Source organism: Paenibacillus sp. FSL H7-0690 (genome assembly GCF_037980415.1).
Taxonomy (GTDB): domain Bacteria; phylum Bacillota; class Bacilli; order Paenibacillales; family Paenibacillaceae; genus Paenibacillus_AQ; species Paenibacillus_AQ odorifer.
In genome coordinates, this window is the sequence record NZ_CP150281.1 from 2659882 (window position 1) to 2679346 (window position 19465).

General features: G+C 44.7%; 16 protein-coding genes and 1 pseudogene. 12 read left to right on the top strand and 5 right to left on the bottom strand.

What is annotated here, in order from left to right:
* Window positions 1-4 precede the first annotated feature (4 nt).
* The 4 genes from MHI32_RS11525 to MHI32_RS11540 all read left to right on the top strand — a co-directional run bounded on the left by MHI32_RS11525 (window position 5) and on the right by MHI32_RS11540 (window position 3319).
* Window positions 5-898, top strand: coding sequence for a hypothetical protein (locus MHI32_RS11525; protein ID WP_340012372.1), 894 nt, complete (start codon window positions 5-7; stop codon window positions 896-898).
* Window positions 899-1184: 286 nt separating this feature from the next.
* On the top strand, window positions 1185-1958 hold the full coding sequence (locus tag MHI32_RS11530; protein ID WP_254857126.1) for a histidine kinase: 774 nt from the start codon (window positions 1185-1187) through the stop codon (window positions 1956-1958).
* Window positions 1955-2614, top strand: coding sequence for a response regulator transcription factor (locus MHI32_RS11535; RefSeq protein WP_076130654.1), 660 nt, complete (start codon window positions 1955-1957; stop codon window positions 2612-2614). The genes MHI32_RS11530 and MHI32_RS11535 overlap by 4 nt, the downstream gene beginning before the upstream one ends.
* Before the next feature lie 63 nt (window positions 2615-2677).
* Window positions 2678-3319 carry a DUF1775 domain-containing protein gene (locus MHI32_RS11540; protein ID WP_076130655.1) on the top strand — a complete coding sequence of 214 codons (642 nt, stop codon included), beginning with the start codon at window positions 2678-2680 and terminating at the stop codon, window positions 3317-3319.
* A 112-nt stretch (window positions 3320-3431) separates the two neighbouring features.
* Here MHI32_RS11540 and MHI32_RS11545 read toward each other — a convergent pair whose 3' ends face one another.
* The 3 genes from MHI32_RS11545 to MHI32_RS11555 are packed head-to-tail and all read right to left on the bottom strand — an operon-like array spanning window position 3432 to window position 6840.
* Window positions 3432-5366, bottom strand: coding sequence for a CotH kinase family protein (locus tag MHI32_RS11545; RefSeq protein ID WP_340012374.1), 1935 nt, complete (start codon window positions 5364-5366; stop codon window positions 3432-3434).
* Window positions 5367-5395: 29 nt separating this feature from the next.
* Window positions 5396-6124 carry a DUF4956 domain-containing protein gene (locus tag MHI32_RS11550; RefSeq protein WP_036683492.1) on the bottom strand — a complete coding sequence of 243 codons (729 nt, stop codon included), beginning with the start codon at window positions 6122-6124 and terminating at the stop codon, window positions 5396-5398.
* A 2-nt stretch (window positions 6125-6126) separates the two neighbouring features.
* Entirely contained in the window at window positions 6127-6840 is a 714-nt protein-coding gene (locus MHI32_RS11555; protein ID WP_036683495.1) for a polyphosphate polymerase domain-containing protein, read from the bottom strand.
* A gap of 226 nt (window positions 6841-7066) precedes the next feature.
* Here MHI32_RS11555 and MHI32_RS11560 point away from each other — a divergent pair, with 226 nt between their 5' ends.
* From MHI32_RS11560 to MHI32_RS11575, 4 genes and pseudogenes are all read left to right on the top strand, one after another.
* A complete protein-coding gene (locus MHI32_RS11560) occupies window positions 7067-8308 on the top strand; it encodes a metallophosphoesterase family protein (RefSeq protein ID WP_340012376.1) in 1242 nt (413 codons plus the stop codon).
* 220 nt (window positions 8309-8528) lie between these two features.
* Window positions 8529-9287: a DUF6612 family protein gene (locus MHI32_RS11565; RefSeq protein ID WP_340012377.1), complete on the top strand. Its 759-nt coding sequence runs from the start codon at window positions 8529-8531 to the stop codon at window positions 9285-9287.
* A 350-nt stretch (window positions 9288-9637) separates the two neighbouring features.
* Window positions 9638-12784 (top strand): annotated as a pseudogene (locus MHI32_RS11570) (X2-like carbohydrate binding domain-containing protein); the annotation flags it as partial.
* Complete coding sequence (locus tag MHI32_RS11575) at window positions 12764-13546, top strand: X2-like carbohydrate binding domain-containing protein (protein WP_340012720.1); 783 nt, start codon at window positions 12764-12766, stop codon at window positions 13544-13546. The pseudogene MHI32_RS11570 and the gene MHI32_RS11575, both read left to right, overlap by 21 nt.
* Window positions 13547-14013: 467 nt before the next feature.
* Here MHI32_RS11575 and MHI32_RS11580 read toward each other — a convergent pair whose 3' ends face one another.
* On the bottom strand, window positions 14014-14754 hold the full coding sequence (locus MHI32_RS11580) for an SDR family NAD(P)-dependent oxidoreductase (protein ID WP_076129915.1): 741 nt from the start codon (window positions 14752-14754) through the stop codon (window positions 14014-14016).
* A gap of 131 nt (window positions 14755-14885) precedes the next feature.
* Here MHI32_RS11580 and MHI32_RS11585 point away from each other — a divergent pair, with 131 nt between their 5' ends.
* Window positions 14886-15779: a LysR family transcriptional regulator gene (locus tag MHI32_RS11585; RefSeq protein WP_076278074.1), complete on the top strand. Its 894-nt coding sequence runs from the start codon at window positions 14886-14888 to the stop codon at window positions 15777-15779.
* 388 nt (window positions 15780-16167) lie between these two features.
* Window positions 16168-16878, top strand: coding sequence for an SAM-dependent methyltransferase (locus MHI32_RS11590; RefSeq protein WP_076279853.1), 711 nt, complete (start codon window positions 16168-16170; stop codon window positions 16876-16878).
* 77 nt (window positions 16879-16955) lie between these two features.
* Here MHI32_RS11590 and MHI32_RS11595 read toward each other — a convergent pair whose 3' ends face one another.
* The gene (locus MHI32_RS11595; protein WP_076190144.1) at window positions 16956-18170 is read right to left on the bottom strand and encodes an MFS transporter; all 1215 of its coding nucleotides are present in this window, start codon (window positions 18168-18170) and stop codon (window positions 16956-16958) included.
* Between the two features lie 174 nt (window positions 18171-18344).
* Here MHI32_RS11595 and MHI32_RS11600 point away from each other — a divergent pair, with 174 nt between their 5' ends.
* Window positions 18345-18506 (top strand): hypothetical protein, encoded by a 162-nt coding sequence (locus MHI32_RS11600; protein ID WP_175618940.1) that lies wholly within the window; start codon window positions 18345-18347, stop codon window positions 18504-18506.
* The gene (locus tag MHI32_RS11605; RefSeq protein WP_340012378.1) at window positions 18503-19465 is read left to right on the top strand and encodes a phosphotransferase; all 963 of its coding nucleotides are present in this window, start codon (window positions 18503-18505) and stop codon (window positions 19463-19465) included. The genes MHI32_RS11600 and MHI32_RS11605 overlap by 4 nt, the downstream gene beginning before the upstream one ends.

Sequence of the window (19465 nt, forward strand, 5' to 3'; positions counted from 1 at the left end):
GGGAATGAATAAGCTCAGTGTGAGTTTTCTTATTGTTCTACTGCTGGCGGGCTGCTCAGGCTCTAACAATCCAACCCCTTCTCCAAGTGCAGAGCCAATGCCAACGGCAAGCATGCAGCAGCCAGCAGCTTATCTGGAAGCTGAAAAGCTGAAGGCGAATTTTGGTTTTGCAGATGAGTCTGGCAAGAGCATCTTAGTCACCGGGCAGGAAAAAGGGCTGGATGCGCAAATGCAACAATTGAATGAGGCGATCGGCGATCATGGGCAAGTGCTAAAAGTGAAATTGAATAAATGGCAGGAGGGTACGGAGAACAGTAATGGCCGGGAGATGGCTCACAATTTTGTGAATCTGCCAGGGTATCTTTATACGGTTGAAGCGGGGAATGCGACCCCTGATGAGACCTATTACCTGACGGATCAGGCAGAGTTTAATGCGAATGCGCTAATCTCTGTTAAGCCTACGGAGGTTAAGCAAGCCTCGCTAAATGTTGCAGAAAGTGTGCGGCAGAATATTGTTTCTGCGAAAAATCGTGAAGTAGAGCACATTTGGAAACTTGCTGACCTGTCTGGTGATCGGCAGCTGTATCTCGTTCAATTCATTAGACAGGATCAGGATATGTTATTTAGTCTCGTGCTGGAAGATAAGGCCGGGCTTACCTTTATGGATTATCCGGCTGTCATTCAAGGCGATGAATTTTCCGTCTGGAGAGTGGATGATGGAGGGGAAGTGATACCTGAGATGTTCTCTATTCTTTTTGCGGCGGAAACTGCTGAAGGTCCATTACTCGCTATGGAGTGGTGGGGAGCGGAAGGCGTAAACACATTTTTCCTGAAAAAAGAGGGAAATGTTTTTAAAGAAATGGACATTCAATACGGACGCTACACATCACCACTATAACTGGGATGCAGATACATCGAAGGATGTATCTTTTTTTTGCTACAATATAAGAAAGTATAAATTTTCACTATATATTGCTTATAATATTATGAGGGATAGCATTATTTTTTTAAAATACTTAAATTTGTAACAATAAGAGCTTTAAATAGCCCGATCGAGTCATGTAGCAGAATTGTGACGGTGATATTGTTAATCATAAGATGTACGGGAGGGGACAGCAACGTATAACCGAATCAAGTATATGATCCTGTTACTGCCAACGCTAATGGTAGGGATCTGGGAGGTCGTGCGCCATCAGTTTCTAATGCCTTATATCTCGATGGATCTGGGGAATTATTTGACACCTGTCCTCGTATTTTTGTTCACTCTTGTTTTGCTCGTCCCTTTGTTTTCGCTGATGGAGCGGAATCAGCGGGAGTTGGAGCAGGAACGTGCGCTCAAAGAGGCAATGAAAGCCCGGGAAGGGCTAGCTAAGGAACTGCATGATGGGATGGCGCAATCTTTATTTCTTTTATCTGTCAAAATAGATCGTTTGGAAGCAAGCCGCAGGAATGGGGAAGTCAGCGAAGAAAATGTGGATCAGATCAAAAAGACCGTCCACGAGGTGAACCGTTATGTTCGACAGGCGATCGCCAATCTGAAGGTACCAGTGTCTGAGCAGCACTCTTTTTCATTGGAACAGTCGGTTAAAGATCAGCTTGCTCAAATGGCTAACGAGATTATGATTGAGGTTTCCTTGGATTGGAGTCTACAGGATGAAGCCCTCTCTCCTTCGGAAAAAGCAGAGCTGCTATCTTGTATCCGAGAGGCTATTATTAATGTGCGTAAGCATACAAGAGCGGCGAAGGTTTCTATCACAGGTGCAGGCACTGAGAAAAACTGGAGCGTGGCGATTGTCGACAATGGCGAAGGATTTCAGCATGATCCCTTTGAGGTGAACGGAAGTTACGGCCTTCAGATCATGAAGGAACGTGTCGAAGGAATGGGATGGAAGCTTCAGGTGAGCTCCGGCAATACGGGGACAAATGTGGAAATTACGAAAGGAGGGGGAAGTTTATGAGCAGGTACCGGGTTTTGGTTGTGGATGATCATGCGCATGCACGTGAGGCGATGTGTGAGATTTTGTCCATGGATGATAGTTTTGAGGTCATTGGTGTAGTGGAGAGTGGTCCTGAGGCGATCGCGTTCACGGCCCAGTGGATGCCTGATCTCATTCTTATCGACATTCAGATGCCGGAGATGGACGGGCTGGAGACTACTCGCCGGATCAAGCAGGAATATCCCTATGTCAAAATCGTTATCGTTACGGTATCGGACGAAATTTCCCACCTCCTCGAAGCATTGAAGCAAGGCGCACAAGGGTACTTATTGAAGAATCTGGCACCTTCCACCTGGATTGAATATTTGCAAGCGATTGTGAATGAAGAAGCACCGCTAAGCCGGGAGCTGGCTTTTCAAATCTTGAAAGAATTTACCGTTCCTTCATTAACGGACGAAGGGGAGTCTTTGACGGCGAGGGAGAAGGAGATTTTAAGCTGTGTGTCTTCCGGATCGACGAATAAAGAGATTGCCATAAGCCTGTCGATTTCGGAGCATACCGTAAAAAACCATCTGAAAAACATCCTTCAGAAGCTTCAACTCCAAAATCGTACGCAGCTAACGCGTTATGCTCTGGAGCAGGGGCTTGCTTCACGTAAACGTGATTTTCCGCGGTAAATATGAGGATAGAGATGAAAGTGAAAAATGATAAAATTACTTAAAGAAAGAGGCACTCTAACTATGAACAGATTATCTCGCAAAATAATGACACTCTTCGCACCAGCCGCTGCAACACTTCTGTTGTTCGCAGCCGTGGCTAGCGCGCACGTAACCGTAGCACCAGCACAATCCAGTACCGGAGCATGGGAGACTTACACACTTAAAGTTCCTTCAGAAAAAGATGTGGCGACTGTACAAGTCGATCTACGAATCCCGGCGGGTGCCGAGTTCAAGCAATATGAGGCTACACCGGGCTGGGATGTTACCATTGAGGGGAACAAAGTTAGCTGGATAGCTAATGGAGAAGGAATTAAAGCAGGGCAATTCCAACGTTTCTATTTCACAGCAAAGAATCCTGATACTGCAGGCGACATTGCTTGGGATGCTTATCAGCATTATGCCGATGGCAGCTTGGTGCAGTGGTCTGGTGAGGCAGGAACAGAAAGTCCGCATTCTATTACTTCGATTGTGCAAGCCTCCGGTGGGGATGAACATTCTCATGGTTCCAGTGACAATGGCATGAGCATGGAAGAACATAATGCCATCATGGAAAGCGAGAACAACTCCACCAGTGTCAACCCAATGGTCTATATCGCATTAGGGATCTCTTTACTAGCCTTTTTAATAGCAACCATAAGTATATTGCGCGGGCGAAAAGAGTAAGCGGGAACTAGTTGTGATACAAGAATATAGTGTTCATGCAAGAAGCCTCCGTCAATAAACGACGGAGGCTTCTTGCATGAATTAATTGGTGATGAGGATACTTTTTACTTATCTACAGCCGTTTGCGTTTGTAAAAGGTTACGAAAGCAGCGGTTAGTATTAGGAGAAGGATGGCGACGCCAGTTGTGATGGCTTCACTCGTGCTGCCTTTTTGCTGCATAGTACCAGCACCACCAAAGTCGCCACCGCCCATACCACCAGGCATACCGCCACCAAAGCCACCGCCGCCCATGCCGCCACCACCAGGACCATTTCCGCCGCCTTCAGGGAAAGCGGGTCCGCCCATAGCACCAGGCTCACCACCCGCGCCGCCGTCAAATCCACCTTGAGCAGCTTGGCCATTAGTGTTGGCCTGTCCCTCTTGAGCAGCTTGGCCGTTAGTGTTGGCCTGTCCACCCTGAGCAGTTTGCCCTGTTTGTGTAGTCTGCCCACCCGCAGCTGCTTGTGAGTTACTGCCAGGCCCCTCGCCGCCATTAGGGATAGCCGGTCCGCCCATGGCACCAGGCTCACCACCTGCACCGCCTTGGGCAGTCTGTCCACCCGTAGCCGCTTGCCCTTCGGTATTTGGTGCAGCTGCATTTGCGCCAGCATTACCAGTAGCGCCAACCGCACCTGTAGCCTGCCCAGCACCCGCAGTGCCTTGAGCTGCGCCATTTTTAGCGCCGCCACCAAAGCCACCGCCGCCCATGCCACCACCACTTCCTGATCCGTCACCGGAGGAAGGAATGGTACCGTCGAGCTGCTGCTGGATACTTTTGGCCATGTTCGACATGAAGGTCTCAACAGCCTTTATCCCATTTTCATACTGTTCGAAAGTGTAGAAGGCGGATGGATCCGCTTTGACATAGCTGGAAATCATCGTGTTCAGCTCATCCATCCGAGCCTGGAACGTATCGTCCGCTAGATAGCCAGTAATCATCTCACTAACAATCTCATGATATTTCGTTTTGTATTCATCATTAGCGAGCAGTTTCGCAATCAGTGGTCGTTCCGCCAACGCACCTTGGGTAGGCTCGTCAATTAACACATCTGCGCTTCCCATGCCGCCAAAAGCCATATTGTAATCCCACGGCAGAATCGAGAAGACCCCATCGTCTTCATATAAGTAATAATTCTGCTTATTTCCACCTAAATAACTGTCCATATTACCCGTGACCGCATTTAGAGCGATATACTTCAGCGATTCCTCTACGTCGATGTATTTTTCATAATCGGTGCCGTTGTTTAGCTCATTCAGCATGTCGACAAGAATATCATCGTTGGACTTATCGGATTTCATTTCTAGTCCAGTATAGAGGGATGGATCATCGCCCAGCCAAGTCAAATCACTGCCCTGACCGGTCATTACACCTTTATAAAGTGCACCATAAGTGTTGCCGAAATTGCGTTCCAGATAAGCATCACTGATCTGTTCTACTGCAAGATAGAAACCCTTCAGTTCATCATTTACATACACATTGACGAAGGAATATTTCGGCGTCGGGAGACCGACACTTTCAGCGAGCTCATAGGTCAGAAATTCACGCATATAAGAAGCATCGCTGTAATTATTATTCAGGTTGATCTTAGTAATGCCGAATAAATTCTGGTTAACATACTCATCAAAAGAAATTTTGAAGCTGTAGCGGTCAGAGTCTGTCATCTGTACTACGCTTCTGAGACTGAGATTTCCTTTGGTCCGTACAGCTACATTATCGTATTTCATACCGTTGTACTCGACGGAAGCCATTTTATATTCTTCAGCACTGGCATTATCCAGCATATCCTGAAAATCGTCCGGGTCCAAGGTGATTTTGACATCCACGACCTTATCTTTTGGAAAGACCTGCTCGTCTAGCTTTTTCTCATCGCTCGAAATGACCTTGTCCTGAGCATCAGACGTTGGATTATTTGTTGCAGACGGACTTGTATTCTGACACCCGGCTACGGCGATGACCAGCAGCAGGCAGCAAAAACTCAGCAGGATTGACTTACCTCTGGTTTTCATCTGGGGCACCGCCTTTCATCTCGTTGTAATTAAGATACATAGTCACCGCTATAGCTGATCAAGAGTGCATTTTTGACACCTTTTAGGTCAGAGACTGTGTTGACAAAGCCGCCTACTTTATCATCCAGACGAAGCTCCAGCGTCAATTCAATATTGTTTGCGGAGACTGTTTTTTGCTTCACATTGTAGCGTTTTACGGATTTGGTGATATGGCTGTGTACTTCACGTTCGCTTTCATCACTGTCGCAGTTAATGACCAGTAAGTATGGCGTTTCGATAGAAGAGTGTTTAATGAACAGGAACAAAATAAGGCCGATAATGATCGAACCGATAATAGCCAAGGTGAAAAATCCTGCTCCAGTTACAATCCCTGCTACAGCTGCCCAGAACAAGAAGATCAGATCAGTTGGATCTTTGATTGGTGTTCTGAAACGAACGATGGACAATGCGCCGACCATACCGAGGGACAGCACAAGGTTAGAGTTAATCGCGATAATGACAGTAGCTGTAATCATAGTCATGCCCATAAGTGAGACGTTAAAGCTTTTGGAATATAAAACGCCGCTAAAGACACGTTTGTAGAGCAGGTAAATGAAGTATCCGATCAGAAAAGCTACGCCCAAGGTAATCAGCATCTTGGAGATACTAATATCAGATACAAAATTGTCGATCACCGAGTTTTTAATAATGTCTGAAAAATTATTTGTAGTATCTGTAGTCGTTGTTGTAGCTGCTAGCGGTGCTAGTGATGCATTCATAATCAATAATCCTCCCAAGTGTTAGTTTTTAAGAATTTGCGGCAGATCACGTATTTCGAAGCGGACTGCCTATTCAGTCCCTCCAGCTGCAACGCGATTTTAATGTACTCCGGAATATACTCATCGAATTTCACTTCGAAAATTATGAAGTTCTCATCAATCGCCCGAATCGGATGCAAATCCTTATCGAAAATATCCGTAGAGTGCAGGCCCGTACGTAGTTCTTTATCGAACGTTATTCGCACATTTCCGTTGTGGCAAACATAAGGCTCGCGAACATAATCCACGATGACCTTGGGTCGCAGCAGGTTATGGCGCATCTGATCGTATAACTCCATGAACAGCGGACTGTCCGGGACGTTCAGCACTTCGTAGTTGCCCGCCATAATCTCGTCGTACATTTGCCGGGTTAGTGGTTCTTTGATTTTGGCGATATAATCGTCCATTTTAATTTTTTTCTCAAAGTGAATGATGTTGTCTTGGATGTTGTAAATGCGAATCCGGTATTTGGCCCGCTCTCGGAGACCGCCGAGCTTGTCTGCAAGTGCCGTGTTGTTGATATCGTCAAAATACAAACTCCGAATGTGGTATTCTCCACTCTCATTAGCGTGTTGATCTTTATCAATCAAGCTTTGCAATCGCTGGCGCAATATAAGGTATTGATGATAGTTAATGAAAAATTTAAGTTCATGCCGGAATTGAAGCTTCTTATTCATTTTCACACCTCGTTTCTCTCTCTATCTCTGGCTAACCTTCCTGCTTGACTAATTCTAGGAGACAGACCTTATGCTTAACTTAAAATAGACTGAATGTTTGCTGAATGTTTTACACTGCGTTAACAAAAGTCTGTATAAAGATTCGTGTGCAGATTTGACTTCTGACTTTGTAGGGGGCTATCTTATTTAGAAGGCTAGAGAGAAATTTTCATAAGGAGGTACCGTGATGAGAGACTATAAATTTGCCATAATCCTAGGAGTGCTTGTGATTGTGGTTATTTTAGTGGCTTATGGGTTGGAACGATCGAAAAGCGGAAGTAATGCAAATTCACCAGCACCGTATGATCTCGTGACTACCTTTAAGGGAGATGCGAGCACAAGCCGCGCGTTTACTTGGTATACAAGTGATTCGAGTGCAGCAGGCATTCTGGAGATTGTAAAGGGACAAGTGTCCTCTTTTGCAAATACGGATGTACAAAGGGTAGATGCGAAAAGTAGTTCCATCAAAACAGACAATGGCACCAAAGGTGTTCATAAAGTGGAAGCTACGGGTCTTGAACCCGGGACGTTATATACTTATAGAGTGGGTAGTGGCGTTGAAGGAGAATGGAGTCCGGCAGCGGAATTTACAACGGAAGAAGATGGACTGGCAAGTGTGTCTTTTATCAACGTAACGGATTCTCAAGGGGAAACGGCAGAGGATTTTAAGCTGTGGGGAAATACGCTGAACAAGGCTTTTCAGACATTTCCTGAAGCTGAATTTATTGTGCATAACGGCGATTTGACGGAGAATCCGGAGGATTCGGCAGGCTGGGATGATTTTTTTGGCAATGTGCAGGGCTGGATTTCGGGGATTCCGTTAATGCCGGTAACAGGCAATCATGATGAGGTGGATGAGGATGCAACGTATTATACTTCACACTTCAACCTGCCGGATAATGGGGCAAAGGGTTCAATTGCAGGCACCTCGTATTCCTTCGATTATGGACCTGTGCATGTAACGGTACTGAATACAGAGAGCAATCTAAAAAAGCAAACGGAGTGGCTAAAGGAAGATCTGAAGAACACAGACAAGAAGTGGAAAATCGTTGCGATGCACCGACCGGCTTACGGGGGGAACTCCTATAAGAAAGTTGAAAATTGGACGGATATTTTTGATACGTATGAGGTTGATTTAGTGCTGCAGGGTCATAATCATGAATACTCCAGATCCTACCCGTTACGTGGCGGAAAAATAGTTCCAGAAGGTGAGATTTCCAAAGGTGCTAAACGAGGGACAGTCTATGTGGTGACCAACGCTTCTGGAGGGAAATTTAACGAGAAAAAAGAAGATCAGTTCTATCATGCGGTGCATTTTCAGAACTATAAGCAAATGTTTGCGGGCATTAACGTTACCGGGGATACATTAACCTATCAGGCCTATGATGTGGATGGAAAGCTGCTGGATGAGTTTGTGTTGACACATTGAGCTAAGAGAATTGGATAATATTATTTAAATACCTTCTCTGCTGTAAAGTCGGGGAGGTATTTTTTGATTTGCATTAAAACACTAAATTCAGCGCAACAACTGTGTATCTTAAGCCGTTTTTTCACATGTCTACCTTTTCCGTCATATAAGCTGTTAACTTTATAATGATAAAATAGATTTAGTTATATTTGGATTTCATTTGAAGTGAAGGGGAAGTAATATGTTTATCAGAAAAATGGTTTTTATCGGTATCATTTGTATGTTAGGTTTGACAGGTTGTGCAACGAACACTAAATCAGGTGCTGAAGGAGAGGGAGATAAGCGTGCAGAGGAGCTGCTCAGCATGTCTCGGAGTGAACTGGCTAAGCAGGAGAACTATACTATAGAAATGGAGAAACAAGAAGAAACATCCAGCAAATCGGAAAAAAGTGAAGATAAACATTGGTCGAGCGCTGTTTCATTTCATGTCGACTATGTTAGAAATCCTTATACCGTATATCTAAAATCGGAGACTGCGGAAGGAAAGGAACGAGAAGAATACATATCGGATACTGAATATCATACAAAGGTAATGGATGATTTATTTATTAAGCAGGACGATTATATTCCAGCGAAAGAAAAACAAATCGCACAAAGATTTATTGACCCGTATGATTATATAGACATGTATCGGATAGATTCTCAGGGGATCGTTGTTTCTGAGGAGGAACAAGAATACATACTTTCGATAGAGATATCGTCTCATGATGCGAGTAAGGAAACGATGAAATTGATGAAGCAGAATTTGACAGACAAGATTAAACTAAGATATACGCTGGATAAAACTACACTTTTGCCGCATAAAGTGGAGGCGGAAATATTCACTTCATTGAAATCAGAAAACTTAAATTCAGAGTCAGTGCTCACGTTGCAAACAACTATCAGCAATTTTAATGGTATAAAAGAGATTGTTATGCCTGTAGATACTAGTGAAGAATAGTTATATCAGAAGCCTCTGGGATTTATTCCGGAGGTTTTCTTTATCAGCAGAATTATTTTCAATCAAAATTTAGTGAAATTGTATCCAGAAGTGTGAAAATGGTACGATTTTTAGAGACAATCTTCTGCAAAATATAACCATTTTCTCTCGATAATGAAAAACCTTACCATTATAATGAAAGCGTTATCAGAAAATGGAGTCTAAGTTCTGAAGGTATGGATTAAGGGGGAGGGAGGAGCAGGGATATAGAGTAAGAAGAAGGCATAAACAAACCAATTATATCGTAGGAGGCGTAAAACGTGATTCGTAACCGTATCCGGAAAACAGGACTTTTGGTCCTGCTTGGCGCGATGGTAGGCTCTTTATTCTCTGCATTCCCAGCTACTACCCATGCAGCCTCAAGTGAACCTTACACCTGGAAAAGCGTTGTAACGGGAGCTGGCGGGGGCTTTGTACCCGGAATTATTTTTAATCAAACTGAACCGAATCTGATTTATGCCAGAACAGATATTGGCGGGGCCTATCGCTGGAATCAAGCTACATCTAGCTGGACATCAATTAGTGACTCGGTAGGCTGGGTGGATTGGAACAAGAATGGTGTTGATGCTCTGGCTACAGACCCAATTGATCCTAATAAAGTCTACATGGCAACGGGTACGTATACTAATCATTGGGATAATAATGGCCAGATTATGCGCTCTAATGACCGGGGGAACACCTGGCAAACTACTCCACTGCCTTTTAAAGTAGGTGGCAATATGCCTGGCCGTTCCGCTGGTGAACGTCTAGTCATCGACCCCAATAAGAACAACATTCTCTATTTTGGAGCTAGAAGTGGTAATGGTCTCTGGAAGAGTATTGATTCGGGTGTAACTTGGTCAAAGGTAACCTCTTTTCCAAACGTAGGAACGTATATTCAGAATCCGACACTTGATTATGGGAATGATCTTGTCGGATTGTCTTGGATCACTTTCGATAAGAGCACAGGTACACTTGGCAACGCTACTCAAACGATATATGTCGGTGTGGCCGATACGGCTAGCAGCGTATATCGGAGTACAGATGGTGGAGTAACCTGGACAGCTCTGGCTGGACAACCTACGGGGTTCTTGCCACATCACGGTGAGCTGTCATCCACAGGTGATCTCTATATTACTTATAGTAATGGTGTAGGTCCCTATGATGGCAGTAAGGGTGAAGTTTGGAAATACAACAAAACTAGTGGGGTTTGGACCAATATCAGTCCTACGACCGGTGAAGATAACTGGTATGGCTTTGGTGGATTGGCGCTGGATGCTCAGCACCCTAACACATTGATGGTATCCAGCTTAAACGCTTGGTGGCCTGATGAAGTTATTTTCCGCAGTACCAATGGTGGGGCTACTTGGAGTCGCATTTGGGATTGGGGCAATTATCCAGAACGGACTTATAAGTTCAGCATGGACATCACCGCTGCTCCATGGCTCGATCATGGAACCACTTCAACATCCCTGGATCCTTCACCGAAGCTAGGCTGGATGATGGGTGATTTGGAAATTGATCCATTTAACTCGAATCGAATGATGTACGGCACTGGAGCAACAATTTATGGCTCGAACAATTTGACCTCATGGGATACCGGAGGCAAGGTAAATATCTCTGTCATGGCAAAAGGTGTGGAGGAAACTGCAGTGCTGGGGCTAATTAGCCCGCCAACGGGAACCTCCCATTTGATCACTGCACTTGGTGACGTTTCCGGTTTCCGTCATGAGGATTTGTCGGTAGCGCCGACTAAATTCCAGACCAGTCCTTCATGGGCAACGACGATGAGTATTGACTATGCTGAACTGAGTCCGTCCTATATGGTGCGGGTAGGCAGTGCAGATAAAGAAAAAACGCCAAGTATGAAGTCCATTGGTATCTCTAACGATGGTGGAGTGAACTGGTACATGCCAAACTCCGAGCCTTCCAATGGAACCAAAACAACGGTTGGCCATGGACAAGTAGCTGTCTCTGCAAGTGGTAATTCCATTCTGTGGAGCACCTCAGATATCGGGGTGTATTATTCCAAAACCTCAGGCAATTCTTGGACAGCAAGTGCAGGATTACCGGCTGGAGCGAAGATAGCCTCTGATCGCGTGAATCCTAACAAATACTATGGATTTTATGCAGGAATCTTCTATGTAAGTGTGGATGGTGGAGCTACATTTACTGCCACCGCAGCTTCGGGCTTCCCGACCAATAATGTGGCTGGATTACAGCCGAACGAAGCCCAAATCAGTATGAAGGCAGTTCCAGGTATTGAAGGTGACATTTGGTTCGCCGGAGGGAATACGGTTGAGAATAAATATGGTCTATGGCACTCCACTAATTCAGGTGCGAGCTTCACGAAGTTAACGAATGCAGAAGAAGCTGATCTTATTGGTTATGGTAAGGCTGCTCCGGGCCAAACTTATATGGCATTGTACACCGTAGCTAAGATTGATGGTGTACGGGGCGTATTCCGTTCTGATGATGTTGGCGCAACTTGGGTTCGTATTAATGACGATGCTCACCAATATGCTAAGATCAATATGGCGATTACTGGGGATCCAAGAATCTATGGACGTGTATATCTCGGTACGAATGGCCGAGGCACCTTGTATGCTGATCCTGTAAATCCACCAGCTACAGGCTCGACCATTACGCCAATCACTGCAAGCTTTGATAAGAAAACAGCAAATCAGGCAGACGTTGCAGTAACTATGACGTTGAACGGAAATACGCTGAGTGCGATCAAGAACGGAACGGCAACCCTCGTAGCCGGAACGGATTATACGGTAAGTGGATCAACAGTGACGATTAAAAAAGCGTATTTAGCGACGCAAGCGGTAGGAACGACAACGCTGACGTTCAGCTTTAGCGCTGGAGCTACACAATCCTTGGCGGTAGCGGTAACGGATACTACAACACCAGTATCTAACTCCACGATAACGCCAACAAGCGCGGGATTTGATAAGAAAACAGCAAATCAGGCAGACGTTGCAGTAACTATGACGTTGAACGGAAATACGCTGAGTGCGATCAAGAACGGAACGGCAACCCTCGTAGCCGGAACGGATTATACGGTAAGTGGATCAATAGTGATGATTAAAAAAGCGTATTTAGCGACGCAAGCGGTAGGAACGACAACGCTGACGTTCAGCTTTAGCGCTGGAGCTACACAATCTTTGGCGGTAGCGGTAACGGATACTACAACACCAGTATCCAACTCCACGATAACGCCAACAAGCGCGGGATTTGATAAGAAAACAGCAAATCAGGCAGACGTTGCAGTAACTATGACGTTGAACGGAAATACGCTGAGTGCGATCAAGAACGGAACGGCAACCCTCGTAGCCGGAACGGATTATACGGTAAGTGGATCAACAGTAACGATTAAAAAAGCGTATTTAGCGACGCAAGCGGTAGGAACGACTACGCTGACGTTCAGCTTTAGCGCTGGAGCTACACAATCTTTGGCGGTAGCGGTAACGGATACTACAACACCGGTATCCAACTCCACGATAACGCCAACAAGTGCGGGATTTGATAAGAAAATAGCGAATCAGGCAGACGTTGCAGTAACTATGACGTTGAACGGAAATACGCTGAGTGCGATCAAGAACGGAACGGCAACCCTCGTAGCCGGAACGGATTATACGGTAAGTGGATCAATAGTGATGATTAAAAAAGCGTATTTAGCGACGCAAGCGGTAGGAACGACAACGCTGACCTTTGAGTTTAGTGCCGGAGCGGCACAATCCTTGGTTGTCACTCTCTCAGATACGTCAGTAGCTCCTACAGCAGCACTGAAAGTGCAGATGTATAACGGTACAGTGACTGCTTCCGGAAATACGCTAAATCCAAAGTTTAAGCTGGTGAACACAAGTACAAGTGCCGTTGCACTTTCTGATGTGAAATTAAGATATTATTACACAATTGACGGAGAGAAGGCACAAAGCTTCTTCTGCGATTGGTCACAGGCTGGAAGCGCGAATGTAACGGGCACGTTTGTGAAGCTGCCAACGGCTAAAGCGGATGCGGATTATTATCTGGAGCTTGGATTCTCGAGTGCAGCAGGTTCACTAGCTGCGGGTGCGAGCATCGATATCCAAGTGCGAGTAGCTAAAGAGGATTGGTCAAATTACACTCAAACCGGAGATTACTCCTTTAATGCGGTTGATACCAATTTTGTAGACTGGACAAAAGCGCCCGCCTACATCTCAGGTAACCTGATCTGGGGTAATGAACCTAACTAAGAATCTTCACCAATAGTTATGCTGAAGAGGCTGTCCTAAAAAGTAGAAAATTCTACTTTTGGGGCAGCTTCTTACTTTAACCCTCAGGCTATAGGTGGTATGTACGCTATGTGCTACGTTCTATGAGTCATGTGATATGTGGTATGTCGGATGCATTTATGGTTCCTATAGTGTTGGCTATATAGTAATTAGGGAAAACCTCCCTGAAAATAGCCGATATTTGCTTTAAATCAACGAAATCAGGGAATTATTCCCTGAAAATCAGGCGAATTCGTTAGTTTCCAGCAAATTAGCCAATAATTAGGGAGGTTTTCCCTAATTATTGGCTGGATGACCAAAAAACTTAGAATTTTAGGGAGAAATTCCCCAATTATGCTATCAACGCTTCACTTCCTCCTGTACGGTACGCAAAAACCAGCTAATGATATTTAAAGGTAGTTCTGAAATACCATTTGCTGTTTTGGCTGTTACAATGTTTGTCCGCTATCTATGGTAATGATCTGTCCAGTCATTGCTTCCTGTTCTAGCGCAGCGCAGACGAACTGGGCGATATTCTCGGCGGTTGAAATATGCTGAAGCAGCAGATTAGGGGCTAGTTTATGCATTTGTTCTTCTCGTCCAGACCACCATCTAGTAGCAACGGCTCCCGGTGCTACACAGTTAACTCTAATATGGGGAGCCAGCGCGTGTGCCAGCGATTTGGTAAGACCGTGGACAGCCGCTTTGGAGACGGCATAAGGAAGGGATGAGCCTAAGCCTGTCTGTCCAGCGATGCTGCCGAGATTGAGTATGGCTCCTGAATTTTTTTGGTTCATATACGGTGCAACCGCTCTGGCGCAGAAAAACATTCCTTTCACATTTACATCATATAACTCATCCCATACTTCCTCTGTTGCCTTTTCCAGATCTCCGAGAGCAATATGTTTAGTTATACTGGCGTTATTCACTAGCAGATCTATTGTCCCGAAATGCTGAATAATCGAATCGACCATACTTCGCACTTCCTGATCTTTAGACACATTCGCTTGTATTGCTATAGCCTGCCCTCCTTGATTCAGAATCGTCTTTACGGTTTCATTGGCTTCATCCTCAGATCTAGAATAGTTCACTACGACGTGGGCTCCGCGTTTGGATAACTCCAAGCTTACAGCTTTGCCAATTCCAGTCCCTCCACCGGTTACTAATGCGACTTTATTGTTGAGATCCACCCTCAATCACTCCTTATGTTGGCGTATGTTGTTGTTATAAAGTATTCTATAGAGAAATGTGGATTTCGTATAATTGAATATAATGAAGGTTTGGTTCAATTAATTTGAATTGAATAGGGGAGGGCACTAGGATGGATCTAAAAACAATAAAAACCTTTCAAACGATCGTAACTTCCGGAAGCTTTAATCGCGCAGCAGAAGAATTGAACTATGCCCAATCTACAGTTACGATGCAGATGCAAAGGCTTGAATCTGATCTGGGATGTCAATTGCTTGAGCGGGGGAAGCAAATCAGCTTAACAGAAGCAGGCAGGTTGTTTTATGAAGAGAGCCTACATATTGTTAAAGATATGGAACGACTAGAGAGCCGTTTGGCTGATTTAAAAATAGGGGAAGCTGGCAACGTGCGATTAGGGGTAACGGACCCTACGGCGAGCTATCGTTTGCCGCAGCTTTTAAGTAGGTTTATGGTGCAATTCCCTAAAGTGAAGATCTCCGTGGATATTGCGGGAACCGCCGCACTTAGTGAACTACTCCTGCGTGGTGAAATTGATTTGGCAGTGTGTTCGGCACCAGAGCTCGGTAAGGAGCTGTATTTTGAACCCTTATTTGCGGAGGAATTCTTGTTACTTTTGCCAGAAGAGCATCCGCTAGCATCCAAGGAACGTATCACCCCAGAGGATCTACAGAGTCATCGCTTACTGATTACGGCAGCGAATTGTCCTTATCGTAAAAAATTAGAAAGTGTGCTGCAGGAATCAGGCGGGCCGCCACTAGATACAATGGAGATTGGGAGCATGACAGCGCTGAAATATTTTGTGGGAAGTGGTTTAGGTGTGGCACTTGTTCCTGAGATTGTGCTGAATCCAGCCCCAGCAGGAACTATAGTACGGAAGCTGGAGGGGAAGGTTATTGATATGACCTGTGGGATCCTATGTAAACTTTCAGATTATCCGCTTAAGCAAGCGAGCTCCAGATTGTATCATTTTTTAAAACAGGAACTAACCGTGACAAGGATATTTTGAATTTTAAACGAATTGTTAAGAAATAGAAAAAATAGAAAGGGCGGTGTTTGATGTTTTTTAGGAGGAAATTCAGTTTCTGGCTTTCGATTATAAGTATCATCATCTGTCTGAGTGACTATCTGGGGGTGGGGATCGCGAATATTATTCTTGTACGTTTGAACCCTATTATAGATACACTGATCTTTACAGAACCTTTTGAAAGCTTCATGGTTGATGTAAATAATTCGAGATGGGGAACCAGTAGTGCGTTAATCAGCGTCAGATTCCCAACGTATATTATTCATTTTGGAACGTTTTTGATTTTGGGTATTCTAATGGATTACCTTATTCGTATATTAAAACAGAAGTAGAAGTGTAGATGAGCCTAGAAGAGGAAAGGTGAGCTGAGATGAGCGGAGCAAAGGGAAAACTTGATTTGGAGAGAATTGTTTTTATTGGCAGAACCTATGAGGAATATATACGTATGTTTGATTTGCTGGAATCAGATCTTATCGGCCAGAGCATTCTGGATTGTCCTGCGGGTGCTTGCTCTTTTACAGCAATAGCGAATCGGTTGGGTGGTGAAGTAACGGCTGCTGATATTGCTTACTATTACTCTGAAGATGAGCTGGCAGACAAAGGGGCTCAAGATATTGCACATGCGATGTCCGGAATGGAAAAAGTACAGGATAATTTCGTTTGGAACTACTTTAAATCAATCGAGGGACTGACCGAAGCGAGGAACGCAGCGTTAACCGCCAGCACTAAGGATCGAAGACAAACCCCGCAGCGATATGTTCCTGTGATACTTCCGGATCTGCCATTTGCGGATGAAGCATTTGATCTGACATTATCTGCTCACTTTCTATTTATGTACAGCGATCGGCTGGACTATGAATTTCATTTAGAGACTGTTAAGGAACTCATGCGGGTGACGAGAGGCGAGCTTCGAATCTTTCCACTAGTCGACCTCTCTTGTAAAAGGTATAAGTATTTAGACCGCCTTATTGATGATTTGGTGAGGCAAGGATTTACTGCAGAGGAACTAGAGGTTCCTTATGAATTTCAAAAAGGTGCAAAGCAGATGTTGAAGATTAGAAGAGCAGAATTGTTCCTCTGAAATATAAAAAACGAGGGTGCCTCAAGCCATGATGACTTTGGGAGCACCCTCGTTTTTTGTATAAATATCTATAAAGCTTACGCTACAGTTTCTTTCCGTTCTGCTACAAAACAAGCTATGCCTAATACCAGACCAAGGCCCACTAGAACCGCACCGACCCAAGGAAGCGAAGTGATCGCTAGATGAGAAATAACCCAACCGCCAATAAAGGCACCCGCTGCGTTACCGAGATTCCCGGCGGAGTGGCTGGTCGTTGAAGCAAGTGCAGGGGCTGCCTGAGCCAGACTCATAATCCGTATTTGCAGACCTGGCATGACCGCAAAGGACACCATACCCCAGAAAAATATTGTGATTACCGCAGCTATTGGGCTATGCATCGTGAAGGAAAAGATCGTTAGAATCATACTGACTGCAAAATAAAGTCCCACGATAGAAGGCATCAGCTTCCAATCCGCAAGCTTTCCGCCAACGATGTTCCCGATGGTCACCCCACAGCCGAATAAGACTAGAATCCAAGTCACACTATGTTCAGCAAAACCGGTCACTTCTTCAAGCAGTGGAGTAATATATGTGAACACGGTGAACAAGCTGGCGTTCCCTAACGCCCCGATCAATAAGAATAGCAGCAGCTTTGGATTAGCCAGCGCAGCAATCTGCTGGATAACACTCGCTGGTTTCTCTTGTTTAAGCTTTGGAATAAAAATGAGGATGCCGATCAGCGCGGCGACTCCCATGACAGCAATCGCTGCAAATGAGGCCCGCCAGCCCATACTTTGTCCAATAAATGTTCCTAGAGGAACTCCGACAATATTGGCTATCGTTAAACCTGCCATCATAATAGATACGGCTCCGGCCCGCTTATTGGGTTGTACAAGATTGGATGCAATGACTGCGCCAACCCCAAAAAAAGTACCATGAGTTAAAGCTGTAATTATACGAGCTACCATGAGAACGGTATAGTTTGGTGCAAACACAGAGATTCCGTTGCCCAGTATAAAAAGAATCATGAGAAGACATAACAGTTTCTTTTGCGGAATGCGCTGCGTGAGAATGGTCAGGATGGGTGCGCCAACGGCCACTCCAAGTGCGTACATTGTAATGAGTTGGCCAGCAGTCGAAATACTAACCTGTAAATCGTTGGCCACATTTGGTAAAATACCCATAATAACAAACTCAGTCATACCAATTGCAAAAGCGCCTACCGTAAGAGAGAGTATAGAGATGGGAAAGGGCTCTTTCCCTGCTCGCTCTTTGCGTGTTTGTGCCTTGTTGAGGTTTGGAATTGCATTCATGATGCCGATGTTCAACCTTTCTTCTGCCTGTAATGAAGCTCCACCTTGGTTAAGATGATAGATCCGACATGTAAGTATTGCTTTTCTATTATTTAGTTTTCTGAAAATATTTTCAAGATAAATATTTTTTCAGATAGTTTTCATTTTTATAGATCATTGAAGGGATGGTTATTTATGAATGATGAAGGCCAAGTCCAAGTGCTTGAATTGCCGGAAATGAAGCGAGAATTTAATAGCAGTTTGCAGAGTAATGATCGTGGATTGGTTATAGAAATCTATCAATTTGCGAACCCTTCCTGGCCCGATGAGACTGAATTGTTCCTTCCTTTGCGATGAGAAAAAATTATAAGCAGGCAGCTTTAATAGCGCTTCAGAACTTTGACCTGGATTGGACGCAGATTCGTTTTAACCAGCTATCGGATACCTGTACCTTTGTAATAGAAACTAATAAAGAGGGAACTTTTTTACTGCGCCTTCATTCGGGGAGATCTAAAGAGGAAATTAACTCCGAAATCGCGTGGCTGGAGCTTTTGAAGAGCAAAATCGATGTCCCCCTGCCAAAAGGTGTTCATGATCGCACGGGTGCTGTAACGTTCAGAGTGGAACAGGGAAATGGAGAAGGTGTTTATGCCTCATTAATGCGCTGGGTTGAAGGGGAACATGCGAAAGAAAATCTTACCGAAGAACAAATTTACAAAGAAGGCGTTCTATTAGCCAAGCTACATAAGGCGGCACAGGAGCTGGAGTTACCCCCTGGCTTTAATCGTCCTGTTTGGGATGAACATAGCTTTCGAAAAGCAATGCTTCGTTTAAAACTTCATTATCATTGTTTTCTTACGGATGAAGAGTTTGTGCTGTATCAGTCGGCAGCTGAGAAGTTATACAATTGGTTAAGCAAGCAGCATAAAAATAAGAACAGAAGGTCTTATGGCGTTATCCATGGAGATTTACATCAAGGCAACATCATATTTAAAGAGGGTGAGCCTCGGCCGATTGATTTTGGAAGATGTGGTTGGGGGTATTATCTTTATGACGTGGCACATACCCTTCTTGGACTGTATCCATTGCAAAGAGAAGGGGTCATTAAGGGGTACGAAAGTATCGCCAAGCTTGACGGGGAGTGGGTTCAGACTTTAGAGGATTTTACGGTCATGGTTATGATCGAAAATTATTGCCATCACGCATCCGATCCTAGGGAAACCGAGGGTCTAAAAGCAGAACAGCCGTATGCGTTAGCGATCCTGAAAAATTATCTTAAGGGAGAACCCTTTCTTTTTAACAGGATTGAGATTTAA